A 13,157-nucleotide genomic window follows, 5' to 3' on the forward strand; every position below is an offset into this window, starting at 1 on the left:
GTCCGCGGCCGGGCCGCCAGCGGGCGGAGCGCCCGCGTCGCCTCGGTGATGATGCCCAGCGTGCCCTCGCTGCCGACGATCAGCTTGGTCAGGTCGTACCCGGCGACGCCCTTGACGGTACGACGGCCGGTCCGCAGCACCCGGCCGTCGGCCAGCACCACTTCCAGCCCGAGCACGTAGTCCGTGGTCACGCCGTACTTCACGCAGCACAGGCCGCCCGAGTTCGTCGACAGGTTGCCGCCGATCGAGCAGAACTCCCAGCTGGACGGGTCCGGCGGGTAGAAGAGCCCCTGTTCCTCGACCGCGCGCGAGAGGACGGCGTTGTACACCCCGGGCTGGGTGACGACGTACCGGTCGACCGGCTCGATCTCCAGGATCCGGTCCATCTTCTCCAGCGAGACCACGATGCAACCGTCGAGCGCGTTCGCGGCACCGGACAGCCCCGAGCGGGCGCCCTGCGGCACGACCGGCACACCCGCCTCGGCCGCGATCCGCACCGCCGCCTGCACGTGCGCCGTCTCCCGCGCCAGTACGACGGCGAGCGGCATCCCGGCCGGGCAGAACATCGCCCGGTCGTACCGGAAACTCTCCATCCGATCCGGGTCCGTCACCAGCGCGTCCGGTGGCAACGCCTGCCGCAACTGCTCGACAACGTCACTCATACGGTCGAGCCTAGTTGGGACCGAGCAGTAGCGCGCAGGAGTGTGTGTCCGGATCAGGACAGCTCTCAGCGGGTGCGGGAGGTCGCGTTCTCCGAGATCTCCCGGTAGCCGGCGCCGTAGTTGTGAAACTCGCGGCCGATCGCGACGAAAGTGATGCTGCCGGCGGTCGCCCGCACCTTCGGCGTCCGGCAGGTCCGCTGGCCCTTCACCACTGCGCCGTTGCCGCCGCTGCTGTCACAACTGAGCACGCGGCCGTTGTTCGCGCCGCCGTACTGCACCAGGTAGGCGTTGGCCTTCGCGTTCGCCGGCATCGGCGAGGTCATCGTCACTTCGGCCCAGTACCGGTAGCAGTTGTCCCGGACGAGTCGGACCGTGCCCCAACTGGGTGGTTTGTGGTCGCGCAGCATCGGCGCCGACGTGATGGACTTCGCACCCGAGCAGGCGGCGGCTTCGGCCGCCTGGGCCGGCAGTGCGGTGAGGGCGATCGCGCCCACCCCGGCCAGGCCCGCGGTGCTGAGCAGAATGCCCAGTGTCTTCATGACAAAACCCTTCCTGAATGTACGCCCCGACGCACACTCACCGGGCACATTACGCGAACAGACCCTGCCCCGACAGTCATTCCGGTAATCGGACGGCGACACGCCGTAGCCAAGTGCAGCTGGCGACCGGTTCAGCGGTTAACCGCCCAGTGCAACAAGAACGGAGATCCCCTGCGGTTGCCGGTTGTCCACCCTCATACGAGGGGGAGAACCGGCAACTCGCGGGGTTATCCGCTCGAATGCTCCTGGGGCTCAGAGGTTGCCGCGGCGCTCCTGTTCGCGCTCGATCGCCTCGAACAGGGCCTTGAAGTTGCCCTTGCCGAAGCCCAGCGAACCGTGCCGCTCGATCAGTTCGTAGAACACCGTCGGCCGGTCGCCGATCGGCTTGGTGAAGATCTGCAGCAGGTAGCCGTCCTCGTCCCGGTCGACCAGGATGCCGCGGGTCTTCAGTTCCTCGATCGGCACCCGCACCTGGCCGATCCGGCCGCGCAGCTCCGGGTCGTCGTAGTACGAGTCCGGCGTGCTGAGGAACTCCACGCCGTTGGCCCGCATGATGTCGACGGTGCGCAGGATGTCGTTGGTCGCCAGCGCGATGTGCTGGGCGCCGGCGCCGTCGTAGAACTCCAGGAACTCGTCGATCTGCGACTTCTTCTTCGCGATCGCCGGCTCGTTCAGCGGGAACTTCACCCGGTGATTGCCGTTGGCCACCACCTTGCTCATCAGCGCGGAGTAGTCGGTGGCGATGTCGTCGCCGATGAACTCCGCCATGTTCACGAAGCCCATCACCTTGTTGTAGAACCCGACCCACTCGTCCATCCGGCCGAGCTCGACGTTCCCGACGACGTGGTCGACGGCCTGGAACAGCCGCTTCGGGTGACCCTCCGGCCGGGTCACCTGCGTGGTCGCGGCGACGAAGCCGGGCAGGTACGGTCCGTGGTACCCGCCCCGATCGATCAGCGTGTGCCGGGTGTCGCCGTACGCCGCGATCGCGGCCCGGCGGATCGTGCCGTGCTCGTCGCTGACGTCGTTCGGCTCCTCCAGGACGACTGCTCCCTGCTTGCGGGCGTGCTCGATGCACTTGTCCACGTCCGGGACCTCGAGCGCGAGGTCGGCGACGCCGTCGCCGTGCTTGCGGTGGTGGTCGAGCAGCGGGCTCTGCGGGCTGACGCCGCCGGAGATCACGAAGCGGGCCGACCCCGCCTTGAGCACGAACGCCTTGCCGTCCTTGTTGCCCGTCTCGGGCCCGGAGTACGCGACCAGGTCCATCCCGAAGGCGAGCTGGTAGTACTTCGCGGTCTGGGTGGCGTTGCCGACCACGAAGACAACCGCGTCCATCGCGGTGACCGGGAACGGGTCGGTGCTCTCGTCGTACGGCACCAGGCCGACGAGCTGCTTCAACTGGTCGAGGTCCAGATCGGCGTCGAGCTCTGCGGGGGTGAGGTCGGTGCTGGTCATCGTGGTCCTCCCGGTGTCAGGTTCGTGCCCCCGAGCCTTCCGGGAGTGGGACAGGTTGCGCAACAGTTCCTTGTTTCAGTGGTCAGGTTGTGCAGTATCGTTCGCTTGTTGCTGGACTGTTTGGTCAGGCTGACCACCTCAGGAGGTAGGTATGGCGGTGGACGCGCTGGACGCCCGGATCCTCGGGCTGTTCGCGGCCGAGCCGCGGGTCGGCGTGCTGGAGGCGTCGCGGCGGCTGGGAGTCGCGCGCGGCACGGTGCAGGCCCGGCTCGACCGGTTGCAGCGCGACGGGGTCGTCCGCGGGTGGGGACCGGATATCGACACGACCGCGATCGGCTACCCGGTGACGGCGTTCGCCACGCTGCAGATCGAGCAGGGCTCCGGCCATACGGCGGTCGCCGAGGCGCTGGCCCGCATCCCGGAGGTTCTGGAGGTCCACACGATCACCGGTGCCGAAGACCTCTGGTGCCGCATCGTCGCCCGCTCGAACGCCGACCTCCAGCGGGTGATCGACCAGGTCGTGACAGTCCGAGGCATCCAACGTGCCTCCACCGTCATCGCCCTGGCCGAACAGATCCCCCACCGGGTCCTACCCCTGGTAGAAGCAGCCACCAAGAGCTAGGCGAGCCGTTTGGCCACTTCTACTGCGGCGCGGGCGACTCGGGGGCCGACGAAGTCCCGGTCGAGTTTGCCGAGGACGACGACGCCGATGGAGGCTTCCACCCCGGGAACGCCGAGGACCGGGGAGGAGACACCCTGGGCGCCGGCCTGGAGCTCGCCGGAGGTGACCACGAACGGGCGGCCGGCCGGGTCTGGTTTGCGGCGGCCGGCCAGGATCGCCTTCCCGGCGGCCCCCTGGTCGAGCGCGTGCCGGGAGCCCATCCGGTAGGAGACGTGGAAGTCCGTCCAGCTCGGCTCGATCACCGCGATCGCGAGGGCTTCGTCGCCATCCGCGACGGTCAGGTGGGCGGTGGCGCCGGTGTCCTCGGCGAGTGACCGCAGCACCGGCAACGCTGCGTCACGGAGGGTCGGCTGAACGCGGCGGCTGTAGTGCAGCACCGCGAGACCGAGACGGGCCCGGCCCTCACTGTCACGCCGGACGAGCCGGTGCAGTTCCAGCGTGTTCACCAGGCGGTAGACCACGGTCCGGCTGACCCCGAGAGCGGCGGCCAGCTCGGTGATGGACAGACCGTCCGGGGCGTCCGCGAGCAACTCGAGGACGGTGAGTCCCCGGTCGAGGGTCTGGGACGTCTCTGCGGGCACCTCCGAAGGGTATCCGTTTTTCGGGCGCGGCCCGATGGCCCCGTATCTTGCTGCCGTGCGAAATTACTGGGCGCTCCTCCCCGCCATCGCCGTGATCATCGGGCTGATCCTGCTCTACGCGATCCCCACGCTGATCAATCCGCAGTGGACCAGCTCGATCCTCGGCCTGTTCCGGCAGTTCCCGGAGGATTCGCAGCCGGCCCAAAACCCGGCCCAGAACCACGCCCAGAACCAGGCTCAGAACCAGGCCGGCCGGCCGGCGCAGCGCCCGGCCGGTGTACTCGGTCCGCAGCAGGTCAGGTCGCGACGGATGCTCGCCGTCACCCTGGTGGTCGCGGCATTCGGGCTGCTCTGGTTCAACGTCAGCCTGAACCGGGAGGCGAACGCCTGCTACCAGGCGGCCAAGGCGTGGGGCGCGGTCGACGGCACAGCGGCCGAGGACCCGTGCATCAACATGATCTACGGCAGCTTCTTCGGCGACGGCAAGGGTTCGACGTCCGCGGACACCGCGCAGCCCGTCGAGTCCTACCAGGTGGTGCACAAGAAGAAACCGACGTACCTGCGCTGGATCCAGAACGCACCGTCGTACGACGAGGCCGACCTGCTGGTCGGGACCGGGCTGAAGTGCAACCTCGACCTGCGGATCGCCGAGGAGGACGACAAGGTCGTGGTCACGGTCGACGCCAACCAGCCGTGTCCTCAGGAGGACAACGTCTCGCTGACGTCGGTCAAGCTGAAGAAGCCGCTCGGCGACCGGCCGGTGGTCACGGTCGACGGCAGGCCGATGCAGCGGATCAATCCCGACGTCGACTCCTGGCCGACCGTGGTGAAGAAGCTGCTCACCGGCGGCTGAGCCTCAGCTGAGCGCGCGGGTGCTGGAGTCGTAGGCCCGGAACGGCCGGTTCCGGGCGAGCAGGATCAGCAGGCCGGCGATGCAGACGGCCGCGCCGCCGACGAGCGCGATCGTCGGGGTGGTCAACGACGCGGACGTGCCGGCGACGAAGTCACCCAGGCGCGGGCCGCCGGCCACGACGACGATGAAGACCCCCTGGAGCCGTCCGCGCATCGCGTCCGGTGCGGCCGACTGCAGGACGGTGTTCCGGTACGCCGAGCTGACCATGTCGGCCGCCCCCGACAAGGCGAGCAGCGCGACGCCCAGCCAGATCGTCCGCGACAGCCCGAACAGTCCGACCGCGGCGGCGTACACCGTGATCGCGACCACGATCGCCACACCCTGGCGCCGGACCCGGCTCACCCAGCCGGAGAACACCACGCCGAGCAGCGCGCCGATCGCCGGCGCCGCCTGCAGCAGGCCGACGGTCCGGACGCCGCCACCGAAGAACGCGCCCGCGACCGCCGGGAACAGCGCCCGCGGCTGGGCGAACACCATCGCCAGGATGTCCGCGAGGAACGTCGCCAGCAGCGCCGGCGCGGTCCGCAGGAAGGTGAACCCTTCGAGCACCGATCGCAGCCCGGCCCGCCGGACCTCCCCGGTCGGCGGCACCGACGGCAACCGGAACAACGCGTAGAGCGCCGCCGTGAAGGTCAGTACGTCGATCAGGTACGCCGCGGCGAACCCGTGCCAGGCGATCACCGCCGCACCCAGCAGCGGGCCGGCGGTAAAGCCCAGGTTGAACGCGGCCTGGCTGAGCGTGTTCGCGGCCGGCAGCAGCTCGGGCCGGATCAGCCGCGGGATGATCGCGGACCGGGCCGGGTTGTTGACGGCGAAGCACGCCGACTGGCAGGCGACCACGGCGTACAGGACCCACACCTGGTTCCAGTGCAGCTGGGACTGCAACACCAGCACCATCGACAGCAGCCAGAGCCCGGCCGACGAGACGAGGGCGAGCGTACGGCGGTCGATCGCGTCGGCCATCGCCCCGCCGTACAGCCCGAAGACGATCAGCGGGACCAGCGAGCACAGCCCGACCAGCCCGACCGCGAACGTGGACTGCGACACGGCGTACACCTGGATCGACACGGTCACCGCGGTCATCTGCTGGCCGAGCTGCGACACCGTCGATCCGATCCACAACCTGCGAAAGTCCGGTGACTCCCGCAGCGGACGGACATCGGTGAGCAGACGCACTCCTGCAACTTATGTCATCGCATGAATCTATTCAGACCCGAGGGAACAGTTCGTGGTCGAGGCGTTGGCCGGCCTCCAGCCCGAGACCGTCGGTGACCACGTGGCCGGCGCCGGTGTACGTCGTCTCGGCGTCGATGTAGATCGCCACGTGCGCGATCCTCGGGTCGTCGGTCAGGTTCGGCGTCGCCGAGTGCGCCAGGTAGGCGTTGTGGAACGTGCAGTCGCCGGCCCGCAGCGGGATCGTCCTCCGCTCCTCCCAGCGCAGGTCCGGCGACGCCCGGAACAGGTCGTCGGAGTCGGACAGGTCCTGGCTGCGCAGGTCCTGGTGGTCCTGCGACCCCGGGATGAACGTCATGCACCCGCGCTCAACCGGTACGTCGACCAGCGCCACCCAGATCGAGAGCGAGTGCCGCGACCCACTGTGCGGCCAGTACGGCGCGTCCTGGTGGAACTCGGTGGCCGCGCCGTTGTGCGGCGGCTTGATCAGCAACTGGTCGTGCCAGATCCGCAACGGGATCCCGGCCAGCGCGGTCGCCGCGGCGGCCAGCCTCGGGTCCAGCGTGAGCTCGCGGAGGACGTCGTCCCGCCGCCAGATGTTGACGTACTGGTTGAAGATCGGCGAGCCGGTCGCGTTGTCCTCGGCGATCCCGCTCGCGGCCGCGGCCGCGTCCCGGAACCGGGCCGCCTCGCCGGCGCTGATGATGTTCCGGATCCGGACGACGCCGTCGCGGCGATAGGCCGAAATGGTCTCGTCGTCCAGCGTGCGGGCTGTCGTAGGGTCGGTGGTGGTCATCGGTCGGCTCCTCGGGATCCGTTGCCAAGTTGGTGCTTCAAGCCTCGCCCGCGGCGGTCCGGGAGGACAGGCGATCGTTGACCGATCCTTGACCGATCCTGACCTGATCCGACCCGATGGAGCCGGCCCGTGCATGAGATCCTGAGCAGCGACGTGTTCCCGGACCAGCGCCTCCCGGTCGCCGGCGAACGGATCGCGGTGTCCGCCGACGTTGCCCCGCACAGCCACGCGTTCTTCGAGATCGCCGTCGTCCTGACCGGCACCGGCACGCACGTATCGGCCGCCGGCGAGGTCCCGCTCGAGCGCGACTCGGTCGTCGTCCTCCGCCCGGGCGAGTGGCACGGGTACGCCGACTGCGACGGCCTGGTCGTCCGCAACGCCTACCTCGGTGCGGACATCTTCAGCTTCCTGTCCGGCGCGCTCTCCTCCGGCGGCAACCGGGCCCGGCCGGCGCACCCGGCCGTCCAGCACGCGATGAGATTGCTGGAGGCAAGCATCGACGACCCCTGGACGCTGGACCGGCTGGCCGCCTCGGTCAACCTCGCTCCCGGCTACCTGATCCGGCTGTTCGGCCGGACCGCCGGGATCTCCCCGATGGCCTATCTCAACCGCCTCCGCGCCGAGCGCGCCGCCGGCCTGCTGATCGAGACCGACCTCCCGATCGCCACCATCGGCGCCATGGTCGGCTGGCACGACCCCAGCCACGCGACCCGCCGCTTCCAGGCCCACTACGGCCGGCCGCCGACTGGCTACCGGGCCGCCTTCCGGCCGTGACCCGGCCGCCGGACGGTGGCGACGCGCGGGCGTGGACCTGACCGGACGCGGGGTGGAGCGGGTGGGCAAAGATGGTCACCATGAGTTCCCTTCGTACTCCTGACCCGAACCCCGGCTGGCTCTCCGAGTTCGCGCTCGAGGAGACCCGCTCCCGGGTGCCGATCCTGTACGTCGAGGCCGTGCCGGCGCGGGTCGACGACGCCGGACAGATCGAGCACGTCGGGGTGCTGCTGCGCGGGTCGGCCGCGACCGGACAGATCACCCGGACCCTGGTGTCGGGTCGCGTCCTGCACGGAGAGTCGATCCGGGGCGCGCTGCTGCGGAACATCGAGAAGGACCTCGGCCCGGCCGCGTTCCCCCGCCTGCCCGTCAGCCCGACGCCGTTCACGGTCGCCGAGTACTTCCCGCTGCCCGGTGTCACGCCGCTGCACGACCCGCGTCAGCACGCCGTCGCCCTCGTCTTCGTCGTACCGGTGACCGGGGACTGCGACCCGCGCCAGGACGCTCTCGAGCTCACCTGGCTCACCCCGAAGGAAGCCCTCGAGCCGAGCCTGCTCGCCGACCTCGAAGGCGGCCGCGGGCAACTCCTCAAGCAGGCCCTTGCCTGGTCGGGCGCCCTGATCTGACCGCGGCCCTGATCTCAGCGGGGCCGGCTACCAGGGCAGCCGGCCCGCCTCGGCGTGCACCTCGCCGGTCGGGCCGTCGGCCCCCAGCGTCGCCAGCCGCACCGCAACAGCCGCACCCTGTTGCGGTGTTCGCGCCGCGTCCCAGCCACCCATGTCGGTCGCGCAGTTCCCGGGGTCCGCCGCGTTCACCAGGATCCCGGTCCCGCGCAGCTCGGTGGCGAGCATCACCGTCACCATGTTCACGGCGGCCTTCGACGCGTTGTACCCGAGGGTGAGCACCGTCGACATCCCCGATTCCGGGTCCCCGACGAGCTCGAACGACGCCAGCATGGTCGACAGGTTCACGATCCGCGCCCGCTCCGCCTTCCGCAGCAACGGCAGCATGGCCTGTGTCACCCCGACGAGCCCGATCACGTTGGTCTCGAAAGCCGCCCGCAGTACGTCGCCGCGCACCCGGGAGACCGCGTCGTCGCCGTCCGGGATGACCGCCGCGTTGTTCACCAGGACGTCGAGCCGCCCGTACTCCGCCTCGACCCGGCCGGCCGCATCCCGCACCGAGGTCTCGTCCGTCACCTCCAGCTGAACCGCCGCCGCTTCATGGCCTTCGGCAACCAGTTCCGCGGCCGCCGCCTCCCCGCGGGCGAGGTTCCGCGAGCCGGTCAGGACGGTGAACCCGGCCTGCCCGAGCTGCCGCGCGATCTCCTTGCCGATGCCTTTGTTGGCGCCCGTGACGAGCGCGATCCTGTTCGTGGTCATGCGGTCCAGGCTGCGGCCGTTCGCCGGACCCAGGCAGAGCGAGCCGAGCCGAGGACCGGCAGTCCCTGGCTGCGGTCGGCAGTGGCTGGAATCCTGGGTCCATGGACCGGGGACAGCTCGCGGAGTTCTTGCGGCTGCGGCGGGAGGCGCTGCAGCCCGCCGACGTCGGCCTGCCCGCGGGTGTGCGGCGGCGCACGCCCGGGCTGCGCCGCGAAGAGGTCGCGAGCCTGGCCACCATGTCGGCCGACTACTACACCCGGCTCGAGCAGGGACGCGGCCCTCGCCCGTCCCGCCCGGTGCTCACCGGTCTCGCGCGGGCACTGCGGCTGAACGACGACCAGCGCGACCACCTGTTCCGGCTCGCCGGTGAACAGCCCGGTCCGTCGCCCGGACCACCCCGCGAGGTTCGGATCGGCGTCCTGCGGATGCTGGAGCGGCTCGACGTCCCGGGTCTCGTGCTGGACGCGAAGTACGACGTCCTCGCCTGGAACCCGATGGCGGCGGCGCTGCTCACCGACTTCTCCGCGCTGCCGGTGAAGGAGCGGAACCTGCTCCGGCTGCGGTTCCTGCACGGCGACCGGCAGGCCGACCGGTTCGGCGAGTCCGCGACCCGCGACTTCGCCTTCGAAACCGCGGCGGACCTGCGGGCGGCGACCGCGAAGTACCCGAACGACCCGGCGCTCGCGCTGCTGGTGTCCGAGCTCCTGGCCGGGAGTCCGGAGTTCGCGGAGATCTGGTCGCTGCACGAGGTCAGCCGGCAGCAGAGCATGTGCCAGACGATCTTCCATCCCGAGGTCGGACGGATCGACGTGATCTGCGAGGTGCTGGTCGTGCCCGAACGGGACCAGCGCGTCATCCTCTACACCGCGGAGCCCGGCTCACCCTCCGACCAGGCGGTGCGCCTGCTCGGCGTGATCGGCACCCAGTCGATGTCCTGACCGGTGGAGTCCCCGCACCGGGATCGGGAGGGTGCGGGGACTCCGTTCACCGGGAGGGCTACTGACCGGTGAAGGTGAACGTCGAGCCGGGTTCCTTCACGATGTCGCCGTCGCGGGAGTTCGTGACGGTGACGTTGCTCAGGACGGCGCTGCCGCGGGCCCCGCCCATCGCGAGGATGCCGGAGCCGTTGTTCGACCTGTCGATCCGGACGTTGGTGAGCCGCACGTCCGGCATCTCACCGCCGCCGGTCTTGAACTGGATCCCGTCGTACGTCGAGTCGTGGATCTCGGTGTCCCGGATCGTCACGCCGGTGATCGGCAGGTTCGCCGGGAACAGCGTGATCGCGCCGAACTCCTGCGCCTCGCCCCAGAACACCCCGCCACAGCGGTGGAGCGCGTTGTTGGCGATCAGCGTCGTCCCCGTGAAGGGCAGCGGGTCGTGGTCGGTCGCCAGCATGATGCCGGGGTAGTTCATCGTGTCGTAGATCAGGTTGTTCTCGATCCTGTTGCCGTACCCGCCGTAGACCGCGACTCCGTTGGCGCGCCACGGCAGCTGGATGGTGTTGTTCGTGAACGCGTTGTCGTGGCCGACGTCGACCGACTGGTCCTTGACGTACTTGCTCGCCCACACCGCCAGCGCGTCGTCACCCGTCGTCCGGAACGACGAGTTGAACACCTTCGAGTTGCGGGTGCCGTTGGTGAAGTTGATCCCGTCGGCGTAGGTGTCGCGGATCCGCATCCCGCTGAACTCCAGCCCGTCGCCCGGTCCCCACAACTCGGGGATGTTGGTGTAGTCCCGTCCGACCCAGACGCCGACGTTGGCGTGCTCGATCCAGACGTTGCTGACCTTCGTGCCGGTGCCGAACCGGCCGTTCAGCCCGACTCCGCCCTCGGCGTTCCCGTCACCCCCGCGGATCCGGCCGGAGCCGAAGATCGCCAGGTCCGACAACTGCACGAACTGGTCGATGTCGAAGCCGAAGTTGCCCTCGTGCGGGTGGTTGATGCCGCCGGCGTTCTGCGGCTCGATGGTCGAGTAGAGCTGGGAGTGCCACATGCCCGCACCGCGGATGGTCGCGTTGCTGATCCCGACCTGGTTGAACTGCCCGCGGTTCAGCGGGTCGTCGGTGAGGATCTTCTTCTCCTGCCGCCACTGGCCCGGCGGGATCCACACGCAGCTGATCACGCCGTTCTGGTCGTCGGTGACCGCCCGCTGGATGGCGTCGGCGTCGTCGATCCCGTCGTCCGGCACCGCGCCGTACTGCGTGATCGACGTACAGCCGGCCGGCTGCGTGAGCGGCGGGGCGACCTGCTCCAGGTCGATCATGTCGATGATGTAGAACGACGCCGAGTCACCGGAGTCGCGCTGCAACTTGAACTTCGTGCCGGCCGGGTACGACGTACCCAGCAGTGCGTGGGACTCGTCGAAGAGCCGGCGGGCGTCGCCACCCGGGGTGTTGGTGAGTGACTCCGGTCCGTCGCTGTTGCCGTAGAGCCAGCTGTGCCGCGACGACAGGGTCAGCTTCTGCTGGTAGGCACCGTCGACGTACAGGCTGATGGTCGCCTCGAGCCCCTGCCCGTCGGCCGAGTCCGGGATCGAGTTGCGGACCACGATCGAGTTGGTCGGGACGGTCGAGGTGAACTCGACGAACTGGCCGGTCGAGTTCAGCCGGACCGACTGCCGGCCGGACGACTCGGTGGCGAAATTCGTGTGCCCGAAGGTCCGCTCCGCATCGGCGACCAGCAACGTGCCGTTGTGGTTCGCCGCCTCCGCCTCGTACGACGTGTACGGCACCGCGGCGCCCCGGCCGACCACGATCGATCGGCTCAGCGTGTTGTTGGTCTCGTTGGTCTCGGCCACGGTGTTCGTCGCGTCGGCGATGCCGGTCAGGGTGGCGCCGCCGTTCGTCGCCGTCCAGGTGCCGGTCACCGCGACGTTCACGGTCGCACCCGCCGCGACGGCGGGGGTGTTCGTGTTCAGGGTGGTGCTGCCCACGGTCAGCCAGGTGACGCCGGCTCCGGAGGCTGTCGTGCCGCGGTTGTTGACGGCGACGGTGAACGAGACCTGTGCGCCGGGCGCCGGGTTGGCCGGGTTCGAGGTGATCGCGGTGACCTGGAGATCCGGGCCGGGCGCCTGGCCGACGGCCAGCTGGGTCGGTGACTGGAAGGTGTTGTTGCTGTCGTCCTGCTCGACGACGACGTTCGCGGGATCGGCGACCGCGGCGACCGTGTAGTTGCCTTGGGCCCGTGTTCCGGCGGTGGCGGTGACCGTGGCCGAGGCTCCGGCGGCGAGCGTACCGACCGACGCCGTGCCGGCGATCGTGCCGCCGAGAAGGAAGTCCAGGCTGCTCGCCGGCGCGGGCGCGGAGCCGGAGTTCCGGACGGTGGCCGACAAGGTGATCGGCGTGGTCTCGGTCGGGTCGGCCGGGCTCCACGTGGCCGAGGTGACCACGAGGTCCGGGTTCGGCGCCGCCGTACCGAGGACCTGGAAGTCGGCGACCTGACCGCCGGGCGCGCCGGTGTTGCCGAAGAACTGCAGCCGTACGTCGGCGTACCGGCCGGTGACCGGGATCGTGATCGAGTTCTGGTTGCCGGACGCGCTGAACTGGTAGTCGGTGCGGGCCGCCAGCGACGTGAAGCCGGTGGCGGACTGCTCCCGGCCGAGGACCTGGATGCTCTGGGTCCGTGGTCCCCAGATCGGGTCCGGGTTGAGCCTGACCACGACCGCGCTGAGGTCGGCGTTCGCGCCGAGCTTGACGGTCAGCGTTGCCGGGAAGCCGCTGGACTCCCAGTAGGTGACGATGCTGGTGTCGTTCGCGTTGCCGGCGACGAAGTCGAACACCGAGGACGACGCCTCGATCGGCTTGCCGGTGGCGAGATTGGTCCCGGGCGGCGGCTCGACCGGCCCGCCACCAGGCCCGGCCAGGTCGAACTCCGACAACTGCGCGGCCGGCCAGCCGGTGTTCGCAGTCACGACCAGCCGGACGTACCGGGCCGACGTGGTGGCGAAGTCGATGGTGACCGTGTTGGTGCCGCTGAAGGCGAACGCCGTACTGGCGACGATCGTGCTGAACGACGAGCCGTTCGTGCTGCCCTGGACGGTCAGGGTCTGGGTGCGGGCACCCCACGACGAGGGGAGTTTCAGCGTCACCTGGTTGACCTCGGTGGTGGCACCGAGGTCGGCCTGGATCCACTGCGGGAGCGCGTTGTTGGCGCTTTCCCAGTACGAGTTCTGGTTGCCGTCGGCGGCGTTGCCGCTCGGGTA

General features: G+C 69.8%; 13 protein-coding genes. 5 read left to right on the top strand and 8 right to left on the bottom strand.

Annotated elements, in window-relative coordinates; all coding sequences use genetic code 11:
• From E1218_RS31080 to hppD, 3 genes are all read right to left on the bottom strand, one after another.
• Positions 1 to 662 (bottom strand): FAD-binding oxidoreductase (locus tag E1218_RS31080; RefSeq protein ID WP_132326613.1); only part of this gene is annotated, 662 nt, incomplete at its 3' end.
• 65 nt (positions 663 to 727) lie between these two features.
• On the bottom strand, positions 728 to 1,201 hold the full coding sequence (locus E1218_RS31085; RefSeq protein ID WP_132326614.1) for a DUF2690 domain-containing protein: 474 nt from the start codon (positions 1,199 to 1,201) through the stop codon (positions 728 to 730).
• 252 nt (positions 1,202 to 1,453) lie between these two features.
• Positions 1,454 to 2,656: a 4-hydroxyphenylpyruvate dioxygenase gene (gene hppD / locus E1218_RS31090; protein ID WP_132326615.1), complete on the bottom strand. Its 1,203-nt coding sequence runs from the start codon at positions 2,654 to 2,656 to the stop codon at positions 1,454 to 1,456.
• 151 nt (positions 2,657 to 2,807) lie between these two features.
• On the opposite strand from hppD, the gene E1218_RS31095 reads away from it, so the two are divergent.
• Positions 2,808 to 3,278, top strand: a complete 471-nt coding sequence (locus E1218_RS31095) for an Lrp/AsnC family transcriptional regulator (RefSeq protein WP_132326616.1) — start codon at positions 2,808 to 2,810, stop codon at positions 3,276 to 3,278.
• Here the strand turns inward: E1218_RS31095 and E1218_RS31100 are convergent.
• The gene (locus E1218_RS31100) at positions 3,275 to 3,919 is read right to left on the bottom strand and encodes an IclR family transcriptional regulator (protein WP_132150562.1); all 645 of its coding nucleotides are present in this window, start codon (positions 3,917 to 3,919) and stop codon (positions 3,275 to 3,277) included. The genes E1218_RS31095 and E1218_RS31100 overlap by 4 nt on opposite strands.
• A gap of 55 nt (positions 3,920 to 3,974) precedes the next feature.
• On the opposite strand from E1218_RS31100, the gene E1218_RS31105 reads away from it, so the two are divergent.
• Positions 3,975 to 4,772: a hypothetical protein gene (locus E1218_RS31105; protein WP_233712589.1), complete on the top strand. Its 798-nt coding sequence runs from the start codon at positions 3,975 to 3,977 to the stop codon at positions 4,770 to 4,772.
• Between the two features lie 3 nt (positions 4,773 to 4,775).
• Here the strand turns inward: E1218_RS31105 and E1218_RS31110 are convergent, their stop codons facing one another.
• Together E1218_RS31110 and E1218_RS31115 are read right to left on the bottom strand one after the other, a co-directional pair.
• On the bottom strand, positions 4,776 to 6,008 hold the full coding sequence (locus E1218_RS31110) for an MFS transporter (RefSeq protein ID WP_132326618.1): 1,233 nt from the start codon (positions 6,006 to 6,008) through the stop codon (positions 4,776 to 4,778).
• A 31-nt stretch (positions 6,009 to 6,039) separates the two neighbouring features.
• On the bottom strand, positions 6,040 to 6,801 hold the full coding sequence (locus E1218_RS31115) for a phytanoyl-CoA dioxygenase family protein (protein WP_132326619.1): 762 nt from the start codon (positions 6,799 to 6,801) through the stop codon (positions 6,040 to 6,042).
• A 129-nt stretch (positions 6,802 to 6,930) separates the two neighbouring features.
• Here E1218_RS31115 and E1218_RS31120 point away from each other — a divergent pair, with 129 nt between their 5' ends.
• Both E1218_RS31120 and E1218_RS31125 read left to right on the top strand, forming a co-directional pair.
• A complete protein-coding gene (locus tag E1218_RS31120; RefSeq protein WP_132326620.1) occupies positions 6,931 to 7,575 on the top strand; it encodes an AraC family transcriptional regulator in 645 nt (214 codons plus the stop codon).
• Between the two features lie 80 nt (positions 7,576 to 7,655).
• Positions 7,656 to 8,201 carry an NUDIX hydrolase family protein gene (locus E1218_RS31125; RefSeq protein ID WP_132326621.1) on the top strand — a complete coding sequence of 182 codons (546 nt, stop codon included), beginning with the start codon at positions 7,656 to 7,658 and terminating at the stop codon, positions 8,199 to 8,201.
• Positions 8,202 to 8,228: 27 nt separating this feature from the next.
• Here the strand turns inward: E1218_RS31125 and E1218_RS31130 are convergent, their stop codons facing one another.
• Complete coding sequence (locus E1218_RS31130) at positions 8,229 to 8,957, bottom strand: SDR family NAD(P)-dependent oxidoreductase (protein ID WP_132326622.1); 729 nt, start codon at positions 8,955 to 8,957, stop codon at positions 8,229 to 8,231.
• A gap of 101 nt (positions 8,958 to 9,058) precedes the next feature.
• On the opposite strand from E1218_RS31130, the gene E1218_RS31135 reads away from it, so the two are divergent.
• A complete protein-coding gene (locus E1218_RS31135; RefSeq protein WP_132326623.1) occupies positions 9,059 to 9,895 on the top strand; it encodes a helix-turn-helix transcriptional regulator in 837 nt (278 codons plus the stop codon).
• A gap of 58 nt (positions 9,896 to 9,953) precedes the next feature.
• Here E1218_RS31135 and E1218_RS31140 read toward each other — a convergent pair.
• On the bottom strand, positions 9,954 to 13,157 hold a 3,204-nt coding region (locus E1218_RS31140), incomplete at its 5' end, for a CARDB domain-containing protein (protein ID WP_132326624.1).

The organism is Kribbella turkmenica, from assembly GCF_004348725.1.
GTDB classification, from domain to species: domain Bacteria; phylum Actinomycetota; class Actinomycetes; order Propionibacteriales; family Kribbellaceae; genus Kribbella; species Kribbella turkmenica.